Source organism: Pseudomonas putida, from assembly GCF_028682475.1.
Classification (GTDB): domain Bacteria; phylum Pseudomonadota; class Gammaproteobacteria; order Pseudomonadales; family Pseudomonadaceae; genus Aquipseudomonas; species Aquipseudomonas putida_AG.
Genome location: NZ_JANHLE010000005.1, coordinates 163,708 through 190,052 on the forward strand (window position 1 = coordinate 163,708; position 26,345 = coordinate 190,052).

Annotated in this window: 26 protein-coding genes; 4 read left to right on the plus strand and 22 right to left on the minus strand. The window is 57.9% G+C overall.

What is annotated here, in order from left to right; all coding sequences use genetic code 11:
* The first annotated feature begins 159 nt into the window (after positions 1-159).
* Entirely contained in the window at positions 160-1,146 is a 987-nt protein-coding gene (locus NPS47_RS06555; RefSeq protein WP_274294211.1) for a LysR substrate-binding domain-containing protein, read from the plus strand.
* A gap of 25 nt (positions 1,147-1,171) precedes the next feature.
* Here the strand turns inward: NPS47_RS06555 and NPS47_RS06560 are convergent, their stop codons facing one another.
* The 22 genes from NPS47_RS06560 to rpmH form a co-directional block, all read right to left on the minus strand.
* The gene (locus tag NPS47_RS06560; RefSeq protein ID WP_274294212.1) at positions 1,172-1,492 is read right to left on the minus strand and encodes a hypothetical protein; all 321 of its coding nucleotides are present in this window, start codon (positions 1,490-1,492) and stop codon (positions 1,172-1,174) included.
* 268 nt (positions 1,493-1,760) lie between these two features.
* Positions 1,761-3,596: a glutamine--fructose-6-phosphate transaminase (isomerizing) gene (glmS, locus tag NPS47_RS06565; protein ID WP_274294213.1), complete on the minus strand. Its 1,836-nt coding sequence runs from the start codon at positions 3,594-3,596 to the stop codon at positions 1,761-1,763.
* Positions 3,596-4,375 (minus strand): DeoR/GlpR family DNA-binding transcription regulator, encoded by a 780-nt coding sequence (locus tag NPS47_RS06570; protein ID WP_038616123.1) that lies wholly within the window; start codon positions 4,373-4,375, stop codon positions 3,596-3,598. Before NPS47_RS06570 ends, glmS begins: the two co-directional genes overlap by 1 nt.
* A 186-nt stretch (positions 4,376-4,561) precedes the next feature.
* Entirely contained in the window at positions 4,562-5,929 is a 1,368-nt protein-coding gene (glmU, locus tag NPS47_RS06575; protein WP_274294214.1) for a bifunctional UDP-N-acetylglucosamine diphosphorylase/glucosamine-1-phosphate N-acetyltransferase GlmU, read from the minus strand.
* 122 nt (positions 5,930-6,051) lie between these two features.
* Positions 6,052-6,471, minus strand: a complete 420-nt coding sequence (locus NPS47_RS06580) for a F0F1 ATP synthase subunit epsilon (protein ID WP_038616128.1) — start codon at positions 6,469-6,471, stop codon at positions 6,052-6,054.
* A 44-nt stretch (positions 6,472-6,515) separates the two neighbouring features.
* Positions 6,516-7,892, minus strand: coding sequence for a F0F1 ATP synthase subunit beta (atpD, locus tag NPS47_RS06585; protein ID WP_274294215.1), 1,377 nt, complete (start codon positions 7,890-7,892; stop codon positions 6,516-6,518).
* A gap of 27 nt (positions 7,893-7,919) precedes the next feature.
* Positions 7,920-8,780, minus strand: coding sequence for a F0F1 ATP synthase subunit gamma (atpG, locus tag NPS47_RS06590; RefSeq protein ID WP_274294216.1), 861 nt, complete (start codon positions 8,778-8,780; stop codon positions 7,920-7,922).
* A gap of 50 nt (positions 8,781-8,830) precedes the next feature.
* Entirely contained in the window at positions 8,831-10,375 is a 1,545-nt protein-coding gene (atpA, locus tag NPS47_RS06595) for a F0F1 ATP synthase subunit alpha (protein ID WP_038616135.1), read from the minus strand.
* 21 nt (positions 10,376-10,396) lie between these two features.
* Entirely contained in the window at positions 10,397-10,933 is a 537-nt protein-coding gene (locus NPS47_RS06600) for a F0F1 ATP synthase subunit delta (RefSeq protein ID WP_038616138.1), read from the minus strand.
* A gap of 12 nt (positions 10,934-10,945) precedes the next feature.
* Positions 10,946-11,416 carry a F0F1 ATP synthase subunit B gene (locus NPS47_RS06605; protein ID WP_274294217.1) on the minus strand — a complete coding sequence of 157 codons (471 nt, stop codon included), beginning with the start codon at positions 11,414-11,416 and terminating at the stop codon, positions 10,946-10,948.
* A gap of 57 nt (positions 11,417-11,473) precedes the next feature.
* Entirely contained in the window at positions 11,474-11,731 is a 258-nt protein-coding gene (atpE, locus tag NPS47_RS06610) for a F0F1 ATP synthase subunit C (protein ID WP_003097235.1), read from the minus strand.
* 143 nt (positions 11,732-11,874) lie between these two features.
* Complete coding sequence (atpB, locus tag NPS47_RS06615) at positions 11,875-12,744, minus strand: F0F1 ATP synthase subunit A (RefSeq protein WP_274294218.1); 870 nt, start codon at positions 12,742-12,744, stop codon at positions 11,875-11,877.
* A 16-nt stretch (positions 12,745-12,760) separates the two neighbouring features.
* Positions 12,761-13,168, minus strand: coding sequence for a F0F1 ATP synthase subunit I (locus NPS47_RS06620; protein WP_010222722.1), 408 nt, complete (start codon positions 13,166-13,168; stop codon positions 12,761-12,763).
* Positions 13,169-13,317: 149 nt separating this feature from the next.
* Positions 13,318-14,190 (minus strand): ParB/RepB/Spo0J family partition protein, encoded by an 873-nt coding sequence (locus NPS47_RS06625; RefSeq protein WP_274294219.1) that lies wholly within the window; start codon positions 14,188-14,190, stop codon positions 13,318-13,320.
* A gap of 9 nt (positions 14,191-14,199) precedes the next feature.
* Positions 14,200-14,991 carry a ParA family protein gene (locus tag NPS47_RS06630; RefSeq protein ID WP_028942555.1) on the minus strand — a complete coding sequence of 264 codons (792 nt, stop codon included), beginning with the start codon at positions 14,989-14,991 and terminating at the stop codon, positions 14,200-14,202.
* 18 nt (positions 14,992-15,009) lie between these two features.
* Positions 15,010-15,654, minus strand: a complete 645-nt coding sequence (rsmG, locus tag NPS47_RS06635) for a 16S rRNA (guanine(527)-N(7))-methyltransferase RsmG (protein WP_107024407.1) — start codon at positions 15,652-15,654, stop codon at positions 15,010-15,012.
* The gene (gene mnmG / locus NPS47_RS06640; protein WP_274294220.1) at positions 15,651-17,543 is read right to left on the minus strand and encodes a tRNA uridine-5-carboxymethylaminomethyl(34) synthesis enzyme MnmG; all 1,893 of its coding nucleotides are present in this window, start codon (positions 17,541-17,543) and stop codon (positions 15,651-15,653) included. Before mnmG ends, rsmG begins: the two co-directional genes overlap by 4 nt.
* A 516-nt stretch (positions 17,544-18,059) precedes the next feature.
* A complete protein-coding gene (gene mnmE, locus NPS47_RS06645) occupies positions 18,060-19,430 on the minus strand; it encodes a tRNA uridine-5-carboxymethylaminomethyl(34) synthesis GTPase MnmE (protein WP_274294221.1) in 1,371 nt (456 codons plus the stop codon).
* A gap of 83 nt (positions 19,431-19,513) precedes the next feature.
* Positions 19,514-21,196: a membrane protein insertase YidC gene (gene yidC / locus NPS47_RS06650; RefSeq protein ID WP_274294222.1), complete on the minus strand. Its 1,683-nt coding sequence runs from the start codon at positions 21,194-21,196 to the stop codon at positions 19,514-19,516.
* Positions 21,197-21,198: 2 nt separating this feature from the next.
* Positions 21,199-21,444 (minus strand): membrane protein insertion efficiency factor YidD, encoded by a 246-nt coding sequence (gene yidD, locus NPS47_RS06655; RefSeq protein WP_075226616.1) that lies wholly within the window; start codon positions 21,442-21,444, stop codon positions 21,199-21,201.
* A complete protein-coding gene (gene rnpA, locus NPS47_RS06660) occupies positions 21,437-21,844 on the minus strand; it encodes a ribonuclease P protein component (RefSeq protein ID WP_038616146.1) in 408 nt (135 codons plus the stop codon). Before rnpA ends, yidD begins: the two co-directional genes overlap by 8 nt.
* A 13-nt stretch (positions 21,845-21,857) precedes the next feature.
* Complete coding sequence (rpmH, locus tag NPS47_RS06665; RefSeq protein WP_002551315.1) at positions 21,858-21,992, minus strand: 50S ribosomal protein L34; 135 nt, start codon at positions 21,990-21,992, stop codon at positions 21,858-21,860.
* Between the two features lie 581 nt (positions 21,993-22,573).
* Between rpmH and dnaA the strand changes: the two genes are divergently transcribed.
* From dnaA to recF, 3 genes are read left to right on the plus strand one after another with little or no spacing between them, the layout of a single operon-like run.
* On the plus strand, positions 22,574-24,088 hold the full coding sequence (gene dnaA, locus NPS47_RS06670) for a chromosomal replication initiator protein DnaA (protein WP_274294223.1): 1,515 nt from the start codon (positions 22,574-22,576) through the stop codon (positions 24,086-24,088).
* Positions 24,089-24,127: 39 nt separating this feature from the next.
* Positions 24,128-25,231, plus strand: a complete 1,104-nt coding sequence (gene dnaN, locus NPS47_RS06675; RefSeq protein WP_274294224.1) for a DNA polymerase III subunit beta — start codon at positions 24,128-24,130, stop codon at positions 25,229-25,231.
* A gap of 7 nt (positions 25,232-25,238) precedes the next feature.
* A complete protein-coding gene (gene recF, locus NPS47_RS06680; RefSeq protein WP_045186360.1) occupies positions 25,239-26,342 on the plus strand; it encodes a DNA replication/repair protein RecF in 1,104 nt (367 codons plus the stop codon).
* Positions 26,343-26,345: the final 3 nt, after the last annotated feature.

Below are 26,345 nucleotides of genomic sequence, written 5' to 3' on the forward strand. Positions count from 1 at the left end.
ATGGCAAGTTGCCAACCGGCAGCTGGCCAGACGGTGTCTGCTACTTAAAATTTATTTCAATGCAGGTCATGCGTTTTTTTAATTTTACTGCCTTGACCCTGTTTGCCAGCCTTGCAGCTCAAATTGAAGCCCAGTGCGCGCTTTTCCAAGGATATGTTGATGACCTTACGCGAACTCCGCTATCTCGTCGCGCTGGCGGAGCACCGTCACTTCGGCCGTGCCGCCGACGCTTGCCATGTCACGCAATCCACGTTGTCCACTCAATTGCGCAAGCTGGAGAACTACCTCGGCCAGGTATTGGTGGACCGTCAGGCCAAGCAATTCACCCTCACGCCCAGTGGAGAGCAGATCGTCGAGCGCGCGCGGCACATGCTTGCCGAAGCCGACACCATTCTTGCCCTGACCCGTGCGCGCCGTGACCCGCTGGAAGGCATTCTTACCCTGGGCATCATCCCGACCTTGGCGCCCTATTACTTGCCGCATCTATTGGAGGCAGTAGAAGCCGCCCATCCCAAGTTGCAGTTGGTGATACAGGAGAGCTTTACCGCTGACTTGTGCGAGCGGCTCAACGATCAATCCATCGACAGCGCATTGCTGGCACTCCCTCGGCCGCTCTATCAGACGATGTCGCGGTCTGCGGAGTGTCTGCGCTGCGAAGCGGCAGTACAGGGTGGGCCGCGACTGCTCGACCCTGAAGCCTATGATGAGCGTGTGCTGTTCGATGAGCCGTTTTGGGCTGCACTGCCGTTGGGGCATGAAGTTGGTGCCGGCACCGATGTGGCGGTCGAAGCATTGAGCGATCTGAAGTTGTTGTTGCTTACCGATGGTCATTGTCTGCGCGGTCAGGCGCTGCAAGCATGTGGCATGAGCGAGGTTCAGGCAGGCGATTCGGCGGACTGCCGGGCTACCAGCCTGGAAACCCTGCAACATCTGGTCGCCGCCGGTCGTGGGTGTACTTTGCTGCCCGCCTTGGCAGCCATCAATGCCGACAGCACACGATTGAGCGTAAAGCCGTTGCGGGGTGATGAACATCGGCGCATCGGGCTGGTATGGCGTCGAACACATCCGCGCGCGCAAGAATTCGATCTGTTAGCGACGACACTCAAGCGCACAGCCCCCGCCGGTACAAAACCCTGGCAGCTTTGAAGTGTTCAGAGCGCAATGTTTGGATTTATTTTAAAATCCATTTCCAATCACTCTGCATTAAGTGTTCTAAAGTCACTTTATATTTTTCATCTGCAGCAGCCCCTATAATAACTTCACCGGTGAAATCAAAGCCACAGAAAGAACATAAAAACACATCGCCATTGAATATTTCAGATAAATTTTCAGGATCTAGAAAAATACTGTCAACCTCATAATCAATTAAGTATATCTTCTTACAAATGGGGCAATTGAAAATATCGAAATCTTCATCACCATAACTTTCATACATTGGTGATGCCAATATTTTAATATGGTCAATTTCGAAGGTAGTTATATATTGTGCCATGTCTCACCATTCTGCTCTCATGCAATATGCCTTTAACTGCACGAGATTCTTCAGTCAACATAGATATTGCGCTCCACCGACGAGCGAAGCGATTCATATCACTGACTTCGCAGCAGCATCTTGCAGTTCTTTGGGCGGCTTGGACAGAAAGGCCCCGAGGGCGGGTTCGGGGCCAGGAGGGGATGCAGGAGGTGGGAGGACAGACCTCCCTGGGCTCCTGCGAGAGTTTGAATGCTCTAAAACCAACAGGTGTGGTCAGCAGCAGTCGTTACTCTACCGTCACCGACTTTGCCAAATTCCGCGGCTGATCGACGTCGGTACCTTTGAGTACAGCCACGTAGTACGACAGCAGTTGCAGCGGAATGGTATAGAGAATCGGCGCCAGGGCATCGATGATGTGCGGCACGGCGATCACATGGGTACCTTCGCCGTTGCTCATACCGGCGTGTTCGTCGGCAAAGACAATCAGTTCACCGCCACGCGCGCGTACTTCCTGCAGGTTGGACTTGAGCTTCTCCAGCAGTTCATTGTTCGGCGCCACGGTGACCACCGGCATGTCGCTGTCGACCAACGCCAGCGGGCCATGCTTGAGCTCACCGGCCGGATAGGCTTCGGCATGGATATAGGAAATTTCCTTGAGCTTCAGCGCCCCTTCCATCGCCACCGGGAATTGCGCGCCACGGCCAAGGAACAGGGTGTGGTGCTTGTCGGCGAACAACTCGGCGGTTTTCTCGACGATGACGTCCATGGCCAAAGCTTCGCCCAGACGCGTCGGCAGGCGGCGCAGTTCTTCGACCAGCTCGGCTTCGACACCAGCTTGCAACGTGCCACGCACCTGGCCCAGGGACAGGGTCAACAGCATCAGCGAGACCAGCTGGGTGGTGAATGCTTTGGTCGAAGCCACGCCGATTTCCGGACCGGCCTGGGTCAGCAGGGTCAAGTCCGACTCGCGTACCAGCGAGCTGATACCAACGTTACAGATCGCCAGGCTGCCGAGGAAACCGAGTTCCTTGGCATTGCGCAAGGCGGCCAGGGTGTCAGCGGTTTCACCGGACTGGGAGATCGAGACGAACAGGGTGTCCGGCTGCACCACCACCTTGCGGTAGCGGAATTCGCTGGCCACTTCGACCTGGCACGGAATCCCGGCCAGCTCTTCGAGCCAGTAACGGGCAACCATGCCGGCGTGATAGCTGGTGCCACAGGCGACGATCTGCACGTTACGGACTTTGGCGAACAGCTCGGCGGCTTGCGGGCCAAAGGCCTGAACCATGACGTGGTCTTTACCCAGACGCCCTTCCAGAGTGCGCTGAACCACAGTCGGTTGTTCGTGGATTTCCTTGAGCATGAAGTGGCGATAGGTGCCCTTGTCAGCGGCTTCCGCACCTTCGTGGTACTGCACGGTTTCGCGCTGGACGGCGTTGCCCGCCAGATCCCAGATGGTGACCTGGTCGCGACGGATTTGGGCGATATCGCCTTCTTCCAGGTACATGAAGCGGTCGGTCACCTGGCGCAGGGCCAACTGGTCGGATGCCAGGAAGTTCTCCCCATGACCCAGACCAATCACCAGCGGGCTACCGCTGCGGGCTGCCAGCAGGCGGTCTGGCTGATGCGTGCTGATCACCGCCAGGCCATAGGCACCGTGCAGTTGCTTGACTGCAGCCTTGAGGGCGTCGGCCAGGTCCGGAACGGTTTTCAGGGTGTGATGCAGCAGGTGGACGATGACTTCGGTGTCGGTTTCAGAGCTGAACACGTAGCCCAGGCCCTTGAGCTTTTCACGCAGCTCCTCGTGATTCTCGATGATGCCGTTGTGCACCACTGCCAGTTCCTGGCCGGAGAAATGCGGGTGGGCATTGTGCTCGGTGGGCGCGCCGTGGGTTGCCCAGCGGGTGTGGGCAATACCCAGCTGGCCAGCCAGCGGATCGGCGGCTACAGCGGCTTCCAGCTCGCTGACCTTGCCGATGCGACGACGACGCTCCAGAGTCCCCTGCTGGGTGAAGACCGCCAGGCCTGCGCTGTCATAACCGCGGTACTCCAGACGCTTGAGGCCTTCGATGAGGATGGTGGTGATATTACGTTCGGCGACGGCGCCAACGATTCCACACATTAGATATGCTCCTTGGAGAGTGCGGCACAAATCACATGGACGCCGCGGGCTTCAATTTGTTCGCGCGCCTCAGCGGGCAAGCGCTCATCGGTAATCAGGGTGTTGACGCTGCCCCAGGGCAGCTCGAGGTTGGGAATCTTGCGCCCGACCTTGTCGGACTCGACCATGACGATCACTTCCCGGGCCACTTCGGCCATCACCCGGCTCAGGCCGAGCAACTCGTTGAACGTGGTGGTGCCGCGCACCAGGTCGATGCCATCGGCACCAATGAACAGCTGGTCGAAATCGTAAGAGCGTAGTACCTGCTCGGCGACCTGCCCCTGGAAAGACTCGGAATGCGGGTCCCAGGTACCCCCCGTCATCAACAGCACAGGCTCGTGTTCCAGCTCGCTCAGGGCGCGGGCCACATTCAGCGAGTTGGTCATCACCACCAGGCCCGGCTGGTGGCCCAGCTCGGGAATCATCGCGGCGGTGGTACTGCCACTGTCGATGATGATGCGTGCATGTTCGCGGATACGTCCGACCGCCGCCCGGGCAATCGCCTGCTTATATAACGAAACCGGCTGGCCCTGATCTGTGATCAGCTCCTGCGGCATGGTCACCGCACCACCGTAGCGGCGCAGCAGCAAGCCGTTGGCTTCCAGAGCGGCAAGGTCCTTGCGGATGGTGACTTCCGAGGTTTCGAAACGTTTGGCTAACGCATCGACGCTCACTTCCCCCTGCTCGTTGAGCAAGGCGAGGATATTGTGGCGGCGCTGTGGAGTGTTACGTTTCGACATGGCGTCTTTAAGTTTCGTTTCGAAAGTTAGTGATGCCAATCAAAACCTAAAGGACAAAAACCGTCAAGCAGAGAGATGAAAAATTCGCCTGTGAATAACTTCATTCATCCGATTTCTTATCCACAAACGAAAAAGAGCCGACTTATGCACAATCCAGTCGGCCCTTGTTCATCGCTGTGTATAACTTCAGCTTTTCTTGATCTTCTCCGGTCGCTTCCAGCCATCGATGTTGCGCTGGCGTGCGCGGCCGACGGCTAGCTGTGCGGCCTCGACTTTCTGGGTAATGGTCGAACCGGCAGCTGTGGTCGCACCGTCGAGGATATCCACAGGCGCAACCAGGGAGTTGTTGGAGCCGATGAACACATCCTCACCAAGGACGGTCTTGAACTTGTTCGCGCCATCGTAGTTGCAGGTGATGGTACCGGCACCGATGTTGGTCCGCGCACCGACCTCGGCATCGCCCAGGTAGGTCAGATGACCGGCCTTGGCGCCTTCACCGAGGTGGGCGTTCTTCAGTTCGACAAAGTTACCCACATGGGCACGGGCTTCCAGCACGCTGCCTGGACGCAGGCGGGCAAACGGGCCGGCATCGCTGCCTTCCCCCATGATCGCGCCTTCAAGGTGGCTGTTGGCTTTGACCACGACGCCCTTGCGCAGGGTGCTGTTCTTGATCACGCAGTTAGGGCCGATCACCACGTCGTCTTCAATGACCACACGGCCTTCGAGAATCACGTTGATATCGATGAGTACGTCGCGACCAACGGTCACTTCGCCACGCACGTCAAAACGTGCCGGGTCGCGCAGGGTTACCCCTTGAGCCATCAGACGACGCGCTTCACGCAGCTGGTAGTGACGCTCCAGTTCCGCCAGCTGGCGACGGTCATTGGCGCCCTGCACTTCCATCGGGTCCAGTGGCTGCTCGGTGGCGACCACCAGGCCATCGGCAACGGCCATGGCAATCACGTCGGTCAGGTAGTACTCACCCTGGGCATTGTTGTTCGACAGACGCCCCAGCCACTCGGCCAGGCGTGCGCCCGGTACCGCCAGAATGCCGGTGTTGCCTTCCTTGATGGCTTTTTGCGCGTCGCTGGCATCCTTGTGCTCAACGATCGCTGCCACCTGCCCCAGGGCGTCGCGGACAATGCGCCCGTAACCCGTTGGGTCATCGAGGTTGACCGTCAACAGGCCCAACTGCTCAGAGGTTACCTGGGTCAGCAAACGCTTGAGGGTATCGACTTCGATCAGCGGTACATCGCCATAGAGGATCAGCACCGTATCAGCGCTCAAGGCCGGCAGGGCTTGCGCTACCGCATGGCCAGTACCCAGCTGTTTGTCTTGCAGAACAAAATTCAGGTCATCTGCCGCCAGACGCTCACGCACAAGCTCAGCACCGTGCCCGATCACCACATGGATGCCTTGCGGCTGTAGTTGACGCGCGCTGTGGATAACATGGCCAAGCATGGAGTCGCCGGCGACCGGGTGCAGCACCTTGGGCAGCGCAGAGCGCATCCGGGTACCTTGGCCAGCGGCGAGGATAACGATATCGAGAGACATTGACGGGCTACCAATCCTGGAAGGTCAGCGAGATGACCAGAATATAAAACGCGGAAAAAGAAAAAGGGTAGCCGAGGCTACCCTTTAACTCAATCGCAGCAGCAGTGACCGGCCTGGGCCGATTACTTGCCTTTGCGCATTTGCTGGACGGTACGCAGCTGGGCTGCGGCCTCGGCCAGACGTGCAGCGGCGGCACCGTAGTCGAAATCCGCGCTTTTTACATGCAGGGCGTTCTCAGCAGCCTTGAGGGCTTCCTGAGCCTGAGCTTCGTCCAGGTCGGCAGCGCGTTGCACGGTATCGGCAAGCACCTTGACCATGTTCGGCTGGACCTCGAGGAAACCACCAGAGATGTAGAACACCTCTTGGGCGCCACCCTGCTTGGTCAGCGTGATCGGACCTGGCTTCAGATTAGTGATCAGCGGCGCGTGGCCTGGAGCGATACCAAGATCACCCAGGTTACCGTGCGCAACCACCATCTCGACCAGACCGGAGAAAATCTCTCCTTCCGCGCTGACGATATCGCAATGGACTGTCATAGCCATCTGCTTGCCTCAACCTGATTAGCGCCCCTTGCGGGGCGCCGGGATTACAGTTTCTTGGCTTTCTCGACCGCTTCTTCGATGCTGCCGACCATGTAGAACGCTTGTTCTGGCAAGTGGTCGTAGTCACCTTTGAGGATGCCGCTGAAGCCAGCAATGGTGTCTTTCAGGGAAACGTATTTACCTGGAGAACCAGTGAAGACTTCTGCCACGAAGAACGGCTGCGACAGGAAGCGCTGGATCTTACGAGCACGGGATACCAGCTGCTTGTCGGATTCGGACAGTTCGTCCATACCCAGAATCGCAATGATGTCCTTCAGCTCTTTGTAGCGCTGCAGTACGTACTGAACGCCACGAGCGGTCTCGTAGTGCTCGTTGCCGATGACGTTCGGGTCCAGCTGGCGCGAAGTCGAGTCCAGTGGGTCGACCGCTGGGTAGATACCCAGGGAGGCGATGTCACGGGACAGTACAACGGTGGCGTCCAAGTGGGCGAAGGTGGTCGCTGGCGACGGGTCGGTCAGGTCGTCCGCAGGTACGTATACGGCCTGGATCGAGGTGATCGAACCTTCCTTGGTCGAAGTGATACGCTCTTGCAGAACGCCCATCTCTTCAGCCAGGGTCGGCTGGTAACCTACTGCCGAAGGCATACGGCCCAGCAGTGCGGATACTTCGGTACCGGCCAGGGTGTAACGATAGATGTTGTCGACGAACAGCAGAACGTCGTTACCTTCGTCACGGAACTTCTCAGCCATGGTCAGGCCGGTCAGCGCTACGCGCAGACGGTTTCCTGGTGGCTCGTTCATTTGGCCGTATACCAGAGCAACCTTGTCCAGTACGTTGGAATCCTTCATCTCGTGGTAGAAGTCGTTACCCTCACGAGTACGCTCACCCACACCGGCGAACACGGAATAACCGCTGTGCTCGATGGCGATGTTACGGATCAGTTCCATCATGTTTACGGTTTTGCCTACACCGGCACCACCAAACAGACCAACCTTACCACCCTTGGCGAACGGGCAAACCAGGTCGATAACCTTGATGCCGGTTTCCAGCAGGTCGTTGCCGCCTGCCTGGTCAGCGAACGACGGTGCATCACGGTGGATGCCCCAACGCTCTTCTTCACCGATTGGACCGGCTTCGTCGATTGGGTTACCCAAGACGTCCATGATACGGCCCAGGGTCGCTTTACCGACCGGTACCGAGATCGCTGCGCCAGTGTCGTTTACGTCCAGGCCACGTTTCAGGCCTTCGGTAGAACCCATCGCAATGGTACGAACCACGCCGTCGCCCAGCTGCTGCTGAACTTCCAGGGTGGTTTCCGCGCCAACTACTTTCAGCGCGTTATAGACACTCGGTACGCTGTCACGTGGAAATTCCACGTCGATGACGGCGCCGATGATTTGAACGATACGTCCGCTACTCATAGCTGGATCCTCTGAATATTTGAACCGTTAAACCGCGGCAGCGCCGCCGACGATTTCCGAGATCTCTTGGGTGATCGCAGCCTGACGCGCCTTGTTGTAGATCAGCTGCAATTCGCTGATCAAATCACCGGCGTTGTCGGTGGCGTTCTTCATCGCGATCATCCGGGCAGCTTGTTCAGCTGCGTTGTTCTCGACCACCGCCTGGTAGACCTGCGACTCCACGTAACGCACCATCAGGCCGTCCAGCAGCTCTTTGGCGTCAGGTTCGTAGAGGTAGTCCCAGTGGTGCTTGAGTTCTTGATCCGGGGTTGCCACCAACGGAATCAACTGCTCGACCGTTGGAGTTTGAGTCATGGTATTGATGAACTTGTTCGATACCACGGACAGACGATCAATACGACCGTCCAGGTAAGCATCCAGCATAACCTTGACGCTGCCGATCAGATCATTGATCGACGGCTCTTCGCCCAGGTGGCTGATTGCTGCAACGACGTTGCCGCCGAAGCTGCGGAAAAACGCCGCACCCTTGCTACCAACTACGCAGAGATCGATCTCGATCCCTTGCTCGCGGTTGGCCGCCATGTCGTTGACCAGGGCCTTGAACAGGTTGGTGTTCAAGCCACCACACAGACCACGGTCACTGCTCACCACAACATAACCGACGCGCTTTACAGGGCGGTCGATCATGAACGGGTGGCGGTATTCCGGGTTGGCGTTGGCCAGATGACCAATAACCTGGCGGATACGCTCCGCATAAGGACGGCTAGCAGCCATGCGCATTTGAGCCTTGCGCATTTTGCTGACCGCCACTTTTTCCATGGCGCTGGTAATTTTTTGCGTGCTTTTGATGCTCGCAATCTTACTGCGAATCTCTTTTGCGCCTGCCATGTAACACCTATCAGGTTAGCAAGCGGGGGCTGCAAAGCCCCCGCTGCGGCTTACCAGGTTTGGGTGGCCTTGAACTTCTCGATACCGGCTTTGATGCCAGCGTCGATTTCGTCGTTGAAGTCACCCTTCACGTTGATCTTCGCCATCAGTTCGGCGTGATCACGGTTGAAGTAGGAAATCAGCGCTTGTTCAAAGCTGCCGACTTTGGCGATTTCAACGTCGGTCAGGAACCCACGCTCAGCGGCATACAGCGACAGCGCCATGTCCGCGATGGACATTGGAGCGTATTGCTTCTGCTTCATCAGCTCGGTAACACGTTGACCGTGCTCGAGTTGCTTACGAGTGGCTTCGTCCAGGTCAGAAGCGAACTGGGCGAATGCTGCCAGTTCACGGTACTGAGCCAGAGCGGTACGGATACCACCGGAAAGCTTCTTGATGATCTTGGTCTGAGCGGCCCCACCCACACGGGATACCGAAACACCGGCGTTCACTGCAGGGCGGATGCCCGAGTTGAACATGGCCGATTCCAGGAAGATCTGACCGTCGGTGATGGAAATCACGTTGGTCGGAACGAACGCGGAAACGTCGCCAGCCTGGGTTTCGATGATCGGCAGTGCGGTCAGGGAACCGGTCTTGCCAGTTACAGCACCGTTGGTGAACTTCTCGACGTACTCTTCGGAAACGCGCGATGCACGCTCCAGCAGACGGGAGTGGAGATAGAACACGTCACCTGGGTACGCTTCACGTCCTGGTGGACGGCGCAGCAGCAGGGAGATCTGACGGTAGGCAACGGCCTGCTTGGACAGGTCATCGTAGACGATCAGCGCGTCTTCACCGCGGTCACGGAAGAACTCGCCCATGGTGCAACCGGCGTATGGCGCCAGGAATTGCAGTGCGGCGGATTCCGAAGCACTGGCAACCACCACGATGGTGTTGGCCAGGGCGCCGTTTTCTTCCAGCTTGCGAACGATGTTGGCAACGGTGGAACGCTTCTGGCCGACAGCAACATAAACACAGAAAATACCGGAGTCTTTCTGGTTGATGATGGCGTCGATCGCCATGGCGGTCTTACCGATCTGACGGTCACCGATGATCAGCTCACGCTGGCCACGGCCGACAGGGATCATGGCGTCGACGGATTTGTAGCCAGTCTGTACAGGCTGGTCTACCGACTTACGCCAGATCACGCCCGGAGCAACTTTCTCGACCGCGTCGGTCTCGGTGTTGCCCAGCGGGCCTTTGCCGTCAATTGGGTTGCCCAGTGCGTCGACAACGCGACCCAGCAGTTCCTTACCAACAGGAACTTCGAGGATGCGGCCAGTGCACTTGGCGCTCATGCCTTCGGCGAGGGTGTCGTAAGCGCCCAGTACTACCGCACCAACGGAGTCTTGCTCCAGGTTGAGGGCCATACCGTAGACGCCGCCTGGAAATTCGATCATTTCGCCGTACATGACGTCGGCCAGACCGTAAATCCGCACGATGCCGTCAGAAACGCTGACGACAGTACCTTCGTTGCGAGCTTGAGAGGCTACATCGAGATTCTCGATGCGGCCCTTGATGATTTCACTAATTTCGGAAGGATTGAGTTGCTGCATTGCTCTGCTGCCCCTTCAAACTCAAGATTTCAATGCTTCGGCCAGTTTCGCGATTTTGCCGCGGACTGAGCCATCGATAACCAGGTCGCCGGCGCGGATTACGACGCCACCGATCAGGCTGGCATCCTCCGACACTTGCAGGCGCACTTCCCGGTCGAGCCGTGCACTGAGAACCTTGGCGAGTTTGTCTTGCTGTTCTTGGTTCAACGCAAAAGCACTGGTGACTTCCACGTCCACGGATTTCTCTTGCTCGGCCTTGTACAGCTCGAACAACGCCGAAATCTCCGGCAAAAGCAGGAGACGTTCGTTTTCCGCGGCAACTTGGATGAAACTCTTTGCCTGTGCATCAAACTTGTCACCGCACACTTCAACAAAAGTGGCGGCCTTTTCTGCGCTCGTCAGTCGCGGGGCCTTGAGCAGGCGCTGCATGGTGTCGTCTTGCGACACCGCAGCAGCCAGGCCGAGCATGGCTGACCAATTGGCCAGTTGCTGATGGGCCTGGGCATGCTCAAAGGCAGCCTTAGCGTAAGGTCGGGCCAACGTGGTCAGTTCTGCCATGATCGCCCTCGCTTAAATTTCAGCGGCCAGTTTGTTAACCAGCTCCGCATGCGCGTTTTGATCGATTGTGGCGCCAAGGATTTTTTCAGCACCGCCGACAGCCAGCAGACCCACTTGGGCACGCAGGGCGTCTTTGACACCGTTAATTTCCTGTTCGATCTCGGCCTGAGCCTGAGCCTTCACACGGTCAGCTTCGACGCGGGCCTGATCACGGGCTTCCTCGACGATCTGAGCACCGCGCTTCTTGGCTTGCTCAATGATTTCAGCTGCCTGAGCCTTCGCTTCGCGCAGTTGCTGACCCACTTTATCTTGGGCCAACTCCAGGTCGCGAGCTGCTCGGTTGGCAGCGTCCAGTCCATCCGCGATCTTCTTCTGACGTTCTTGCAATGCCGCGATGACCGGAGGCCACACGAACTTCATGCAGAACAGCACAAAAATGAAGAACGCAACGGACTGACCAATCAGGGTTGCATTAATGTTCACGCCAACACCTCGCTCGTTCTTTGTCCATCACACCAAACCACTCGAGAATTCGAGTGATTAGCCGGCGATTTGACCAACGAAGGGATTAGCGAAGGTGAAGAACAGAGCGATACCAACACCGATCATGGTTACGGCGTCGAGCAGACCGGCAACGATGAACATTTTAACTTGCAGCATTGGAACCATCTCTGGCTGACGAGCAGCGCCTTCCAGGAACTTGCCGCCCAGCAGGCCGAAACCAATGGCGGTACCCAGAGCACCCAGGCCGATCAGCAGAGCAACAGCGATAGCGGTAAGACCAACTACAGTTTCCATCTTTCCTCCCGACTTTTACGTCGTATTGGTTAGGTTTTTTAGTTTGAAGCGGTAAAACAAAATCGTTTGGTACAGCTGCCCTTGCGGACTTTTTCGACCCTCCCCCGTGCTGGCGAAAGGGTCATCAGACACGCCAGGCGGTCTTAATGGTTATCTTCGTGAGCCATCGACAGGTAGACGATGGTAAGCATCATGAAGATGAACGCTTGCAGGGTGATGATCAGGATGTGGAACACAGCCCACGCCCATTGCAGCACCACACCCAGACCGCTCAGCCACAGCAGGCCGCTGCCGAACATCACAGCGATCAGGATGAACACCAGCTCGCCGGCATACATGTTGCCGAACAGACGCAGTGCCAGCGAGATCGGCTTGGCGATCAGGGTGACGAATTCAAGCAGGAAGTTGACCGGAATCAGCAGGATCTGAACGAAGATGTTCTTGCTGCCGAACGGGTGCAGGGTCAGTTCGCCGAGGAAACCGCCGATGCCCTTGACCTTGATGCTGTAGAAAATGATCAGGGCGAACACGCTGAAGGCCATGGCCAGGGTCGCGTTCGGGTCGGTGGTCGAGACCGCGCGGAACGGGATGTGCGGATCACCGGAGATCAGGATGGCCAGCTGAGGAATCCAGTCGACCGGGATCAGGTCGATGGCGTTCATCAGGAAGACCCAGACGAAAATGGTCAGCGCCAGTGGGGCGATCACCGGGCTACGACCGTGGAAGCTGTCCTTGACGCTGCCGTCGACGAACTCTACCAGCACTTCAACGAAGTTCTGCAGGCCGCCAGGCTGGCCGGAAGTCGCCTTCTTGGCTGCCATGCGGAACAGGAGTACGAAAAGCAGACCCAGTGCGACCGACCAACCCAGGGTATCCAGGTGGAAAGCCCAGAAGCCCATTGCTTTGGCTTCTGCTGCGGAATGGGCAAAGCCCCAACCGCCGTCTGGTAGTTGACCGAAGGTCAGGTTCTGCAAGTGGTGCTGGATATAGCCCGAAGCGGTTTCTGCTGCCATGGTTGCCTCAAACGCCCTAAGGTCTCGAAAGTCTTATATTCATCAGCAGGGGCGCGAACCAGCTGACCAACTGGGTCAGCAGAAAGACACCGAAGACTGCTAACGGCGCCAATGGCTTCACTCCTGCAAACGTCAATGCAAACAGCACTGCCGTCAAAATCAATTTGCCTGCTTCGCCAGCGTAAAACGACTTGACGATAGCCTGCGCTGCCCTGGCCCCCGTGTAACGAAAAGCCTTCCAGGCGAAATACACATTTGGCAGCCAGGCAATCAGTCCTCCGCAGAGTGCTGAATATCCACTGACCGCCCCATGCCACTGCCACAACGCCAAAGTTGCCAGCAGAAACACGACACATTGAGCCAACAGTACCGGAAAAACCGCCCAGCGATGGAAAGGCAAGCGGTTTGGCGTGCGTGTTTCCATCACAACTGCTCCTCGAAAGTCGACCAACCAGTCAGCTATGACTTGGCATAATTTGTGCCGACAAAATGCGCGCAGAGTATAGGGGCGGATTAACCCCTATTCAACTGCCGGGTAGTGATTTCCGACTACGCGCTACAAAAGCAATTGTTTCAGCGGATGTGAGCTAGCACACCTTGCAACTCATCTAACGAGTTGTAACGGATAACTAACTGGCCTTTGCCCTTGTTGCCGTGACGTATCTGTACTGCCGAGCCCAAACGCTCTGCCAGACGTTGTTCGAGGCGGGTGATGTCCGGGTCGGGCTTGGCCGGTTCGACCGGTTCCGGCTTGCCATTGAGCCACTGGCGCACCAGGGCTTCGGTCTGGCGTACGGTCAGTCCACGTGCGACAACGTGACGCGCCCCGTCCACCTGCTGTTCTTCCGGCAAACCAAGCAGTGCCCGGGCATGACCCATTTCCAGATCGCCGTGCGAGAGCATGGTTTTGATCACTTCCGGCAGCGAGATCAGGCGCAGCAGGTTGGCCACGGTAACCCGCGACTTGCCCACGGCATCGGCGACCTGCTGCTGAGTCAACTGGAATTCCAGCTGCAGACGCTGCAGGGCAATGGCCTCTTCCACCGGGTTGAGGTCTTCGCGCTGGATGTTCTCGATCAGGGCCATGGCGATGGCCGCTTCATCGGGCACATCGCGGACCATGGCCGGAATGGTTTCCATGCCGGCCTGCTGGCTGGCGCGCCAGCGGCGTTCGCCGGCGATGATTTCGAAGCGGTTGTCGCCAATCGGGCGCACCACGATCGGCTGCATCACGCCCTGGTTCTTGATCGATTGAGCCAGTTCTTCCAGCGCTTGCGGGTCCATGTCCCGACGTGGCTGGTACTTGCCGCGCTCGATCAGGTCGAGCGGCAGATGTTGCAGTTCTTTCTGGTCGACCTTCACAGCCTGCTCTTCGAGCGCGCTGACGGTAGGACCACTGAGCAGTGCATCCAACCCACGTCCGAGACCCCGTTTCTTAACGGCCATACGGATTCCTTAAGTTGTTTGTGCAGTGCGTGATGGACGGCGCTGACGGCGTACCAGTTCCCCAGCCAGGGCCAGGTAAGCCAGCGCGCCGCGCGATTGCTTGTCGTAAGCCAGGGCCGGCATACCGAAACTCGGCGCCTCGGCCAGGCGAATGTTGCGCGGGATCACCGTGTCGTAGAGCTGATCGCCAAAGTGTTCCTTGAGCTGCGCGGAGACATCGTTGATCAGGCTCAGGCGCGGGTCGTACATGGTCCGCAACAGGCCTTCGACCTTCAGGTTCGGGTTCAGACGCTCACCGATACGCTTGATGTTATCCACAAGGTCGCTCAGGCCTTCCAGGGCAAAGTATTCACATTGCATCGGAATGATCACGCCATCGGCGGCGACCAGGGCGTTGAGGGTCAGCATCGACAACGACGGCGGGCAGTCGATCAGGATGTAGTCGTAGTTCTCGCGGATCGGCGCCAGCGCGGTGCGCAGGCGGCTCTCCTTCATCTGCATTTCCAGCAGCACCACTTCCGCGGCGGTCAGGTCGCGGTTGGCCGGCAGCAGTTGATAACCGCCGTGCTCGGAGAAGTGCATGGCCTGGGCCAGATCGCATTCGCCGATCAGCAGGTCGTAGACCGAGTGTTCCAGGACGTGTTTATCCACACCGCTACCCATGGTGGCGTTGCCCTGTGGATCGAGATCGATCAGCAGCACCCGGCGCTTGGTAGCGACCAGCGATGCTGCGAGGTTGATACAGGTGGTGGTTTTGCCCACACCACCCTTCTGGTTCGCGATAGCGAATACCTTAGCCATTCTTGCTTGTGTTCCCAATCATGCCGTGCGGCGCAGTATCAGCAGATGGCGCTGGCCTTGGCAACCCGGAACGGTCAAGGCCTGCTCGCTATCCACTCTGAAATCTGCCGGCAATGCTACCAGCTCATCGGCAGGATGCAGCCCTTTCATTGCCAGCCACTGCGTCTGTTCGTCGCCAAGGTGGCGCGTCCAGTTGGTGAAGTTCTCCATGCTGCTGAAAGCCCGCGAAACAATTCCGCTGAACGGCTGCGCTGGCTGGAACTCTTCGACCCGCTTGTGGATAACTGTCAGGTTGTCCAGCTTCAGCTCCAGTTTTACCTGGGTCAGGAAGCGGGTTTTCTTGCCGTTGCTGTCGAGCACCGTGACTTGCTTGTCCGGATGCAGGATCGCCAGGGGAATACCGGGCATGCCGCCGCCGCTACCGACATCGAGCCAACGCTCGCTGTGGATAAACGGCATGACGCTCAGGCTGTCGAGCAGGTGGCGGGAAACCATTTCGTCCGGATTGCGCACGGCGGTCAGGTTGTAGGCCTTGTTCCACTTGATCAGCAAGGCCAGGTAGGCCAGCAATTGCGCATGCTGCGCCTCGCTCAGCTCGACACCGAGCTGGCGGGCACCTGTGGACAACTCTTCGGCGTGTTGAGGGGTGACCTGAGAACTCAAGCGCTTTGCTCCAACTCGCGGCCTGCGCCGCGTTTTTTCAGATGAATCAGCAACAGGGAAATCGCCGCCGGGGTCACACCGGGGATCCGTGACGCCTGGCCCAGGGTTTCAGGCCGGGTCTGACCGAGCTTGCTCTGAATTTCCTTGGACAGACCGGAGATACCGCTGTAGTCGATATCGTCGGGCAGGCGAGTATCTTCGCTGGCACGCAGCCGGGCGATTTCTTCCTGTTGCCGGTCGATGTAACCGGCGTATTTGGTCTTGATCTCGACCTGTTCGGCCACCTGCGGGTCGATCTCGCTGCCGCCGGTCACGGACATCAGACCAGCGTAGTCGATTTCCGGACGGGTCAGCAGGTTGAGCAGGTTGTACTCGTGGCTCAACGGCGTGCCGAATTTCTCGGCAATGGCCTGACCCTGCGCGGTGTCCGGGCGAACCCAGGTGGATTTCAGCCGCTGCTCTTCCAGGGCGATACCTTCGCGCTTGGCGCTGAACGCCGCCCAGCGCTGGTCATCGACCAGGCCCAGCTCGCGACCTTTTTCGGTCAGGCGCAAATCGGCGTTGTCTTCACGCAGGATCAAGCGGTATTCGGCGCGCGAAGTGAACATGCGGTACGGCTCCTGGGTTCCCAGGGTGATCAGGTCGTCGACCAGCACACCGATGTACGCTTCGTCGCGGCGCGGGCACCAGCTTTCGCGGCCCTGCGCACGCAGTGCGGCGTTGGTTCCAGCGAGCAGGCCCTGGGCACCGGCTTCTTCGTAGCCGGTGGTGCCGTTGATCTGCCCGGCGAAGAACAGACCGCCGATCACTTTGGTTTCCAGGCTGTACTTGAGGTCACGCGGGTCGAAGTAGTCGTACTCGATGGCGTAGCCCGGACGCACGATGTGCGCGTTTTCCATACCGCGGATCGAGCGGACGATCTCCAGTTGCACATCGAACGGCAAGGATGTGGATATCCCGTTCGGGTACAGCTCGTGAGTGTTCAGGCCTTCCGGCTCGATGAACACCTGGTGGCTTTCCTTGTCGGCAAAGCGATGGATCTTGTCTTCGATCGACGGGCAATAGCGCGGGCCAATGCCTTCGATGACCCCGGAGTACATCGGCGAACGGTCGAGGTTCGACGCGATGATTTCGTGGGTACGGGCATTGGTGTGGGTAATCCAGCAACTCACTTGCCGCGGATGCATGGCTTTGTCGCCCATGAACGACATCACCGGAATCGGCGTATCGCCCGGCTGCTCGGTCATGACCGAGAAATCCACAGAGCGTCCGTCGATGCGCGGCGGGGTCCCGGTTTTCAGACGACCGACGCGCAGCGGTAATTCACGCAGGCGATGGGCCAGGGCGATGGCCGGTGGATCACCGGCGCGACCGCCGGAGTAATTCTGCAGACCGATGTGGATAAGTCCACCGAGGAAGGTCCCGGTGGTCAACACCACGGAGTCGGCGAAGAAACGCAGACCCATTTGCGTCACCACACCGCGCACCTGGTCCTGTTCGACGATCAGGTCATCACAGGACTGCTGGAATATCCACAGGTTGGGTTGGTTCTCGAGAATTTCACGCACTACCGCTTTGTAGATAGCGCGGTCGGCCTGAGCGCGAGTAGCGCGCACGGCTGGGCCTTTGCGGTTGTTCAAAACACGGAATTGGATACCGCTCTTGTCAGTAGCCAGCGCCATAGCGCCGCCGAGCGCATCGATTTCCTTGACCAGGTGGCTCTTGCCGATGCCACCGATGGCCGGGTTGCAACTCATATGACCGAGGGTTTCCACGTTATGGGTCAGCAGCAGGGTTTTTACGCCCATGCGTGCAGACGCAAGCGCAGCCTCGGTACCGGCATGGCCGCCGCCGATGACGATCACTTCAAAACGGGAAGGGAAATCCACCACGCACCTCGTGCCTGTTTCGGGAATAGATAGGGATAACGCACAAGTATAGGGACTTACCCCCCTCTAAAGGAACCTTTTGCACAAAATTTAACCAGGCTGTGGATGAGTGGCGAGCAATAGAAATAAAGAGAGAGAAATTTATTAAAGCTTTGTTTTTATGTTTATTCTTATGCACCACCCTTTCTGTGGATAAAGTCCTACAGGCCTTTATTTACCTTATGTACAGAGATTCAAAACCCTGTGGTCTACCGGTCATGAGCGTTCTGGATAAGCGCTTTAAGCCTGTGGATGAAATGGCTAGTTACCCACAGGCGGATTTATCTTCAGCCTTGAAGGGTAGTTATCAACGGAGCTGAGGAGGGGTTTTCCACAGGGCTTATTCCACAGAAATGTGGATAGACGCGCAGGCGAGAACGCAGAATCAGCCGATTGGCTGTCCTGTCAGGAAGGGGAAATCGAGGAAAGGAGGAAAGAAGCCAGGTCCATGGCGGACCCGGCTGTGGATAAGGACGCTTACTTGCCGATGCAGAAGCTGGAGAAGATCCGACCGAGCAGGTCGTCCGAGCTGAAGGCGCCGGTAATCTCGCCCAGGGCTTGCTGAGCCTGACGCAAGTCTTCAGCGAGTAGCTCACCGGCACCTGCGAGGGTCAATTGCGCACGACCGTGTTCCAGGTGTGCACTGGCCTGGCGTAGCGCCTCCAGATGGCGCCTGCGGGCACTGAAGCTGCTTTCGGCCGTCTGTTCATAACCCATGCAGGCCTTCAGGTGCTCGCGCAGCAGCTCAAGTCCCATGTCGGCATCCTTGGCACTCAAGGTAATGGTGACGTGGCCATCGGCGCTTTGTTCCATGGCCACCGTCTCGCCACTCAGGTCGGCCTTGTTACGAATCAGCGTAACCTTGGCCGGATCAGGTCGCAGATCGAGGAATTCCGGCCACAGGGCGAAGGGATCACTGGCCTCCGGCGCGGTGGAATCGACGACCAGGAGCACCCGATCGGCTTCGTTGATGGCCTTGAGCGCACGCTCTACACCAATCTTTTCCACATGGTCGTCGGTATCGCGCAGTCCGGCGGTATCCACAACGTGCAGCGGCATGCCGTCGATGTGGATATGTTCGCGCAGGATGTCCCGGGTAGTGCCGGCAATGTCGGTGACAATCGCCGCCTCACGGCCGGCCAGCACGTTGAGCAGGCTCGACTTGCCGGCATTCGGCCGACCGGCGATTACCACGGTCATGCCATCGCGCAGCAAAGCCCCCTGCCCGGCCTCACGCTGCACTGTGGATAAATTCGTGCGCACATCATCGAGCATGCTCAGCACGTGGCCATCGGCGAGGAAGTCGATTTCCTCCTCGGGAAAGTCGATCGCCGCTTCGACATAGATCCGCAGGCTGATCAATTTCTCGGTGAGGTTATCCACACGACGGGAAAACTCGCCCTGCAGCGAGCGCAAGGCATTGCGCGCCGCCTGTGCAGAACTGGCTTCGATCAGGTCGGCAATGGCCTCGGCCTGCGCCAGGTCGAGTTTGTCATTGAGGAAAGCGCGTTCACTGAACTCACCCGGGCGAGCCAGGCGGCAGCCCAGTTGTACACAGCGCTGCAAAAGCATATCCAGGACCACCGGACCACCATGGCCCTGTAGTTCCAGCACATCTTCACCGGTGAAAGAGTTCGGGCCGGGGAAAAACAGCGCGATGCCTTCATCGATGACCAGGCCATCGTCGGCACGAAACGGTCCGTAATGGGCATGGCGCGGCGTCAGTGGCTTTGCACAGATTGCCAGCCCGGCTTGCTGCGCCAGGGGTCCGGAGAGCCGCACGATCCCCACGCCCCCACGTCCCTGGGCGGTAGCGATGGCGGCAATGGTTTCACGCACAGTGTTCATGCTCGAAGGCCTCACGACAAAAACGACAGATAGCAAAACGCCCCACGAGGGGGCGTTTATCCACAGGTTAGCTGGCTAACCCGTTATGCAGCGGCTTTCTTGGTAGCCTTTTCGATGCTGTTGGTGATGTACCACTGCTGTGCGATCGACAGGCAGTTGTTCACAACCCAGTACAGCACCAGACCAGCCGGGAACCACAGGAAGAAGAAGGTGAAGATGATCGGCATCAGCTTCATCACCTTGGCCTGCATCGGATCCGGCGGCGTCGGGTTCAGACGCTGCTGGATGAACATGGTCGCGCCCATGATGATCGGCAGGATGAAGAACGGATCCTTGATCGACAGGTCGGTGATCCAGAACATCCACGGCGCCTGACGCATCTCGACGCTTTCCAGCAACACCCAGTACAGCGAGAGGAAGACCGGCATCTGCACCAGGATCGGCAAGCAGCCGCCCAGTGGGTTGATCTTCTCTTTCTTGTACAGCTCCATCATGGCCTGCGACATTTTCTGCCGGTCATCGCCATGCTGTTCTTTCAGCGCAGCCAGTTTCGGCGCCACGGCACGCATACGCGCCATCGACTTGTAGCTGGCGGCGGACAGCGGGAAGAACAGCAGCTTGATCAGCATGGTCAGGACGATGATCGACCAGCCCCAGTTGCCGAGCAGGCTGTGGATATGTTGCAGCAGCCAGAAGATTGGCTGAGCGATGAACCACAGAATGCCGTAGTCGACGGTCAGTTCCAGGCCTGGGGACAACTCTTTGAGCTTGTCCTGGACCTTGGGACCGGCGTACAGCATGGTGCTGGTTTCGCCTTTGGCGCCAGCGGCCACGTTCAGCGCCGGGCCAGTGAAACCGATGATGTAGTTGCCTTGGCTGTCCTTGCGGGTCTGGACAATGTTGTTGTCAGACTTGTTTGGAATCCAGGCAGTTACAAAGTAGTGCTGCAGCCAGGCTACCCAGCCGCCAGTAACATTTTCTTTCAGATTTCCCTTGTCGATGTCTTTCATCGACACCTTTTTGTAGGGTTCCGAACTTGTCCACAGGGCAGCACCCAGATAGGTCGCAGTACCGGTCGCGGTGCTCGAGGACGGATCCGAGCTGGCGTCGCGCTTCAATTGCGCAAACAGGTTACCGGACCAAGGCTGAGCGCTCTGGTTGTCGATCAGGTAGGTAACGGTCAGGTCGTACTCACCGCGCTTGAAGCTGAAGCGCTTGATGTAGTTGACGCCGTTGTCGCTGAACTTCAGGTCGACAACCAGTTGGTCCTGACCATCAGCCAGTTGATAACTTTTCTGATCGGCGGCGTACAGCGGACGACCGCTCGGGCGTGCATCCGGACCATTGGTGCCGGTCAGGCCGCTTTGCGCCAGATAAGTACGCTCGCCACCGTTGTCGAACAACTGGAACGGAATGTCCGGATGATCCTGACGGCGCGGATACTTGGGCAGCATCAGCTGGGCGATGTCACCACCGTTTGGATCGATAGCCAGGTCGAGGACGTCAGTTTTGACCCGAATCAGGTCTTTGCTGACGGCAACCGGAGCCAGTTCGGCTGGGCTGGATTCAGCGTTGGCGCTTGGCACATCGGCGCTGGCGCCAGTGTTGCCGGCCTGCGCGGTGTCCGGCAAGGCCGGGGCAGCGTTGCTGGCAGCAGTATTCTGAGTCGGCAAGGCAGCTTGGCCGTAGTCCTGGTTCCAGTTAAGGACCATGACATAGGACACGATTGCCAGGGCGACGATCAGGATCGTGCGTTTAATATCCATGATTACTCGGCTATCGAAGAAGAACGGGAAGAGGGAGCTGGCGGAACCGGGTCAAAACCGCCGGCATTCCACGGGTGACAACGCCCCAGGCGACGAACGGTTAGCCACCCGCCACGTAAAAGACCATGGTTTTCGATGGCTTCTAACGCGTAACAGGAGCAACTGGGGTAGAAACGACAGTGATTGGCCATCAGAGGACTAATGGCGTAACGGTAAAACTGGATCGGAACGAGTGCCAGTTTACGCATCATTTTTACTGTCTACCCCCACAGAGTCGGTGTTCACCACTGGAGCGGGCCGACTGCGTGCGAGGCGCTTCCAGAGCTTGCCAAAATGTTGGTGCAATTCTGGGTTTTCAATCTCGCCCAACCCTTTGCGCGCGACGATCACGATATCCCAACCTGCAAGCAAGTGCTGGTTCAGGCGAAACGAATCGCGCATCAGGCGTTTCAGGCGATTACGTTGAACGGAGAGCTTGACGCTCTTTTTCCCGATCACAAGCCCCAGGCGGGGGTGATCCAGACCGTTCTCGCGGGCAAGGAGCAGCAGGTTTTTCCCTGGGACCTTGCCGGTTGGGGAGTCGAAGACCGCTTTGAATTGTCGGGGGATAAGCAGACGCTTTTCCCGACTGAAGTCCTGACTCACCACCTGTGCCGAAAAATCAAACTGCCAGGCGCTTACGGCCTTTGGCACGGCGACGCGACAGAACGGCACGACCGTTCTTGGTGGCCATACGGGCACGGAAACCGTGAGTGCGAGCGCGCTTGATGGTGCTTGGTTGGAAAGTACGTTTCATGGCGTGTTACCTGGTTCGTCGACTACGGGCCGGAATGGCCCCCGTTTTAAGAGACCGGCGATTCTAGAGAAAGCGCAGCCATAGGTCAATTTCCAACCAGCTTTTCCTTATAGACGGGAAATCACCCGTTCCAGGTAGTGGGCTTCACGGAGGAGAACCCTCACACGCTTAAACATAAAAAAAGAGAGAGGAATTATTTAAAGCTTTTCTGTAAAACTTATAAAGCTTAAGCAGCCATTATCTGTGGATAAAACGCTACAGGCCTTTATTTCCGTCGTGTACAGAGAAAAGAAACCTTGTCGAGAAGAGGTGCTCTGGCTGTGCCGAAGCCTCGGAAAAGCTGTGGATCAAATCGATGGTTATCCACAGGGCGGTTATCCACCGATTTCAACCCCCAGTTGTGCAAAGACCTCAGGTGCGGTTATCCACAGAGCTTATTCACAGCGCCGAAAGGTCATTTTGGTCACTAAGCTGCTGATTTATCGCCATCCTCGACGCACCTGCATGTGGATAACTGCGCTGCTGCTCGGTACAATGGGGGCTTGTTTTTGCCTCACCGGCTTTCAACTCAGGGGATATCCGTGTCAGTGGAACTTTGGCAGCAGTGCGTGGAGCTTCTGCGCGATGAACTGCCTGCCCAGCAATTCAACACCTGGATCCGTCCGCTACAGGTCGAAGCCGAAGGCGACGAGTTGCGCGTCTACGCGCCCAACCGTTTCGTTCTCGATTGGGTCAATGAAAAGTACCTGAGCCGCCTGCTCGAGCTGCTGGGTGAGCATGGCAACGGCATTGCGCCTGCCCTTTCCTTATTAATAGGCAGCAGACGCAGTTCCGCGCCTCGTGCCGCCCCTAATGCACCATTGGCTGCCGCTGTCGCCGCATCCCAGGCGCAGGCTGCACAAACGGCTGTGGTCAATGAACCAGTTGCCGCACCTGTTGCTGCTCCGGCTGCGGCTGAAGTCGAGCAAGCGCCTTCGCGTGACAGCTTCGATTCGATGGGCGAATCCGCTTCGGCACCGGCGCCAAGTAGCCGCACCGAACAACGTACCGTGCAGGTTGAAGGTGCGCTCAAGCACACCAGCTATCTGAACCGTACCTTTACCTTCGAGAACTTCGTCGAGGGTAAGTCCAACCAGTTGGCTCGCGCAGCCGCCTGGCAAGTCGCCGACAATCCCAAGCATGGCTACAACCCGTTGTTCCTTTACGGCGGTGTAGGTCTGGGTAAAACGCACTTGATGCACGCTGTGGGTAACCACCTGCTCAAGAAGAACCCGAATGCCAAGGTGGTCTACCTGCATTCCGAGCGTTTCGTCGCCGACATGGTCAAGGCCCTGCAGCTCAATGCCATCAACGAGTTCAAGCGTTTCTACCGTTCGGTGGATGCACTGCTCATCGATGACATTCAGTTCTTCGCTCGTAAAGAGCGTTCCCAGGAAGAGTTTTTTCATACCTTCAACGCCTTGCTCGAAGGCGGTCAGCAGGTCATCCTGACCAGTGACCGTTACCCGAAAGAGATTGAAGGCCTGGAAGAGCGTCTGAAATCGCGCTTCGGCTGGGGCCTGACCGTAGCGGTCGAGCCACCGGAACTGGAAACCCGCGTCGCGATCCTGATGAAGAAGGCTGACCAGGCCAAGGTCGACTTGCCGCATGACGCTGCCTTCTTTATTGCCCAGCGCATTCGCTCCAACGTCCGTGAACTGGAAGGTGCGCTCAAGCGCGTCATCGCCCACTCGCACTTCATGGGACGCGACATCACCATCGAGCTGATTCGTGAATCGCTCAAGGATCTTCTGGCACTGCAGGACAAACTGGTGAGTGTGGATAACATCCAGCGCACCGTGGCCGAGTACTACAAGATCAAGATCTCCGATCTGCTGTCCAAGCGGCGCTCCCGTTCGGTGGCCCGCCCGCGTCAGGTAGCCATGGCTCTGTCCAAGGAACTGACCAACCACAGCTTGCCGGAAATCGGTGATGTCTTCGGCGGCCGCGATCACACCACCGTGTTGCACGCGTGCCGCAAGATCAACGAACTCAAGGAATCCGACGCGGATATCCGCGAGGACTACAAGAACCTGCTGCGGACCCTGACGACGTGATTGACGTCAGCGCAGCTTATTAAGGCAAGGGACTAGACCATGCACTTCACCATTCAACGCGAAGCCCTGTTGAAACCCCTGCAACTGGTCGCAGGCGTCGTCGAGCGCCGCCAGACCTTGCCGGTACTGTCCAACGTACTGCTGGTTGTTCAGGGTCAACAGCTTTCACTGACCGGTACTGACCTGGAAGTGGAACTGGTTGGCCGTGTTCAACTGGAAGAGCCTGCCGAGCCAGGCGAGATCACCGTACCCGCGCGCAAGCTCATGGATATCTGCAAGAGCCTGCCAAACGATGCGCTGATCGACATCAAGCTCGACGAACAGAAGATCGTGGTCAAGGCCGGGCGCAGCCGTTTCACCCTGTCGACCCTGCCAGCCAACGACTTCCCGACTGTCGAAGAAGGCCCGGGTTCGCTGACCTGCAACCTTGAGCAAAGCCGTCTGCGCCGCTTGATCGAGCGCACCAGCTTCGCCATGGCGCAACAGGATGTGCGTTACTACCTCAACGGCATGCTGCTTGAAGTGTCCACTGACACCCTGCGCGCTGTCGCCACCGACGGTCACCGCTTGGCCATGTGCTCCATGCGTGCCGACATCGGTCAGGCTGACCGTCACCAGGTCATCGTGCCGCGCAAAGGTATCCTTGAACTGGCGCGTCTGCTCACCGAGCCGGAGGGCATGGTCAGCATCGTCCTGGGACAGCATCACATCCGCGCTACTACCGGCGAGTTCACCTTCACCTCGAAGCTGGTCGATGGCAAGTTCCCTGACTACGAGCGTGTACTGCCCAAGGGCGGTGACAAGCTGGTATTGGGTGATCGCCAGGCGCTGCGTGAAGCGTTCAGCCGTACCGCCATTCTGTCGAACGAGAAGTACCGCGGCATCCGTCTGCAGCTGGCCAGCGGTCAGTTGAAGATCCAGGCCAACAACCCTGAGCAGGAAGAAGCGGAAGAAGAAATCAGCGTTGACTACAACGGTAGCGCGCTGGAAATCGGCTTCAACGTCAGCTACCTGCTGGATGTGCTGGGCGTCATGACCACTGAGCAAGTTCGCCTGATTCTGTCGGATTCCAACAGCAGTGCGCTGCTGCAGGAAGCTGACAACGACGACTCCGCTTACGTTGTCATGCCGATGCGTCTGTAGTTTCTAGATGTCCCTCAGTCGCGTTTCAGTCACCGCGGTGCGTAACCTGCACCCGGTGACTTTCTCCCCCTCCCCCCGCATCAATATCTTGTACGGCGCCAACGGCAGCGGTAAAACCAGCGTGCTGGAAGCCGTTCATCTTCTTGGCCTGGCCCGCTCCTTCCGCAGCACGCGTTTGACCCCGGTCATCCAGTACGAGCAACTTGCCTGTACCGTTTTTGGCCAGGTGGAATTGAGTGAAGGGGGTTCGAGCAACCTGGGTATTTCGCGGGATCGGCAAGGCGAGTTCACTATCCGCATCGACGGTCAGAACGCCCGCAGCGCCGCGCAGCTGGCGGAGATTTTGCCGCTGCAATTGATCAACCCGGACAGTTTTCGCTTGCTCGAAGGTGCGCCGAAAATTCGCCGGCAGTTCCTTGATTGGGGTGTGTTCCACGTGGAACCACGCTTCATGGCCACATGGCAACGCCTGCAGAAGGCTTTGCGGCAGCGGAACTCATGGTTGCGGCATGGTACACTTGACGCTGTTTCGCAAGCGGCCTGGGACCGGGAACTGTGCCTGGCCAGTGCTGAAATAGATGAATACCGCCGAAATTACATCAAGGCCTTGAAGCCCGTCTTTGAGCAAACCCTGAGCGATTTGGTCGAGCTCGAAGGGCTGACCCTGAGTTATTACCGCGGCTGGGACAAGGATCGAGAGCTCAGTGAAGTACTCGCCTCTTCCTTGCAGCGGGATCAGCACATGGGCCATACCCAGGCCGGACCACAGCGAGCTGATTTGCGCTTGAGACTCGGCGCTCACAACGCCGCCGATATTTTGTCTCGGGGCCAACAGAAACTTGTGGTCTGCGCGTTGCGGATTGCCCAGGGACATTTGGTCAGCCAGGCTCGGCGCGGCCAATGTATTTATCTAGTGGATGACTTGCCATCTGAATTGGATGAGCAGCACCGTCGCGCACTTTGTCGCTTGTTGGAAGACTTACGCTGCCAGGTATTTATCACCTGTGTAGATCACGAATTATTGAGGGAAGGCTGGCAGACGGAAACGCCAGTTGCTTTGTTCCACGTGGAACAGGGCCGTATCACCCAGACCCACGACCATCGGGAGTGAAGG

Excerpts from the sequence above, each read along its gene's own strand:
- NPS47_RS06555 (WP_274294211.1), top strand. The coding sequence starts at position 160 with ATGACCTTACGCGAACTCCGCTATCTCGTCGCGCTGGCGGAGCACCGT.
- NPS47_RS06560 (WP_274294212.1), bottom strand. The coding sequence starts at position 1,492 with ATGGCACAATATATAACTACCTTCGAAATTGACCATATTAAAATATTG.
- glmS (WP_274294213.1), bottom strand. The coding sequence starts at position 3,596 with ATGTGTGGAATCGTTGGCGCCGTCGCCGAACGTAATATCACCACCATC.
- NPS47_RS06570 (WP_038616123.1), bottom strand. The coding sequence starts at position 4,375 with ATGTCGAAACGTAACACTCCACAGCGCCGCCACAATATCCTCGCCTTG.
- glmU (WP_274294214.1), bottom strand. The coding sequence starts at position 5,929 with ATGTCTCTCGATATCGTTATCCTCGCCGCTGGCCAAGGTACCCGGATG.
- NPS47_RS06580 (WP_038616128.1), bottom strand. The coding sequence starts at position 6,471 with ATGGCTATGACAGTCCATTGCGATATCGTCAGCGCGGAAGGAGAGATT.
- atpD (WP_274294215.1), bottom strand. The coding sequence starts at position 7,892 with ATGAGTAGCGGACGTATCGTTCAAATCATCGGCGCCGTCATCGACGTG.
- atpG (WP_274294216.1), bottom strand. The coding sequence starts at position 8,780 with ATGGCAGGCGCAAAAGAGATTCGCAGTAAGATTGCGAGCATCAAAAGC.
- atpA (WP_038616135.1), bottom strand. The coding sequence starts at position 10,375 with ATGCAGCAACTCAATCCTTCCGAAATTAGTGAAATCATCAAGGGCCGC.
- NPS47_RS06600 (WP_038616138.1), bottom strand. The coding sequence starts at position 10,933 with ATGGCAGAACTGACCACGTTGGCCCGACCTTACGCTAAGGCTGCCTTT.
- atpE (WP_003097235.1), bottom strand. The coding sequence starts at position 11,731 with ATGGAAACTGTAGTTGGTCTTACCGCTATCGCTGTTGCTCTGCTGATC.
- atpB (WP_274294218.1), bottom strand. The coding sequence starts at position 12,744 with ATGGCAGCAGAAACCGCTTCGGGCTATATCCAGCACCACTTGCAGAAC.
- NPS47_RS06620 (WP_010222722.1), bottom strand. The coding sequence starts at position 13,168 with ATGGAAACACGCACGCCAAACCGCTTGCCTTTCCATCGCTGGGCGGTT.
- NPS47_RS06625 (WP_274294219.1), bottom strand. The coding sequence starts at position 14,190 with ATGGCCGTTAAGAAACGGGGTCTCGGACGTGGGTTGGATGCACTGCTC.
- NPS47_RS06630 (WP_028942555.1), bottom strand. The coding sequence starts at position 14,991 with ATGGCTAAGGTATTCGCTATCGCGAACCAGAAGGGTGGTGTGGGCAAA.
- mnmE (WP_274294221.1), bottom strand. The coding sequence starts at position 19,430 with ATGAACACTGTGCGTGAAACCATTGCCGCCATCGCTACCGCCCAGGGA.
- yidC (WP_274294222.1), bottom strand. The coding sequence starts at position 21,196 with ATGGATATTAAACGCACGATCCTGATCGTCGCCCTGGCAATCGTGTCC.
- yidD (WP_075226616.1), bottom strand. The coding sequence starts at position 21,444 with ATGCGTAAACTGGCACTCGTTCCGATCCAGTTTTACCGTTACGCCATT.
- rpmH (WP_002551315.1), bottom strand. The coding sequence starts at position 21,992 with ATGAAACGTACTTTCCAACCAAGCACCATCAAGCGCGCTCGCACTCAC.
- dnaN (WP_274294224.1), top strand. The coding sequence starts at position 24,128 with ATGCACTTCACCATTCAACGCGAAGCCCTGTTGAAACCCCTGCAACTG.
- recF (WP_045186360.1), top strand. The coding sequence starts at position 25,239 with ATGTCCCTCAGTCGCGTTTCAGTCACCGCGGTGCGTAACCTGCACCCG.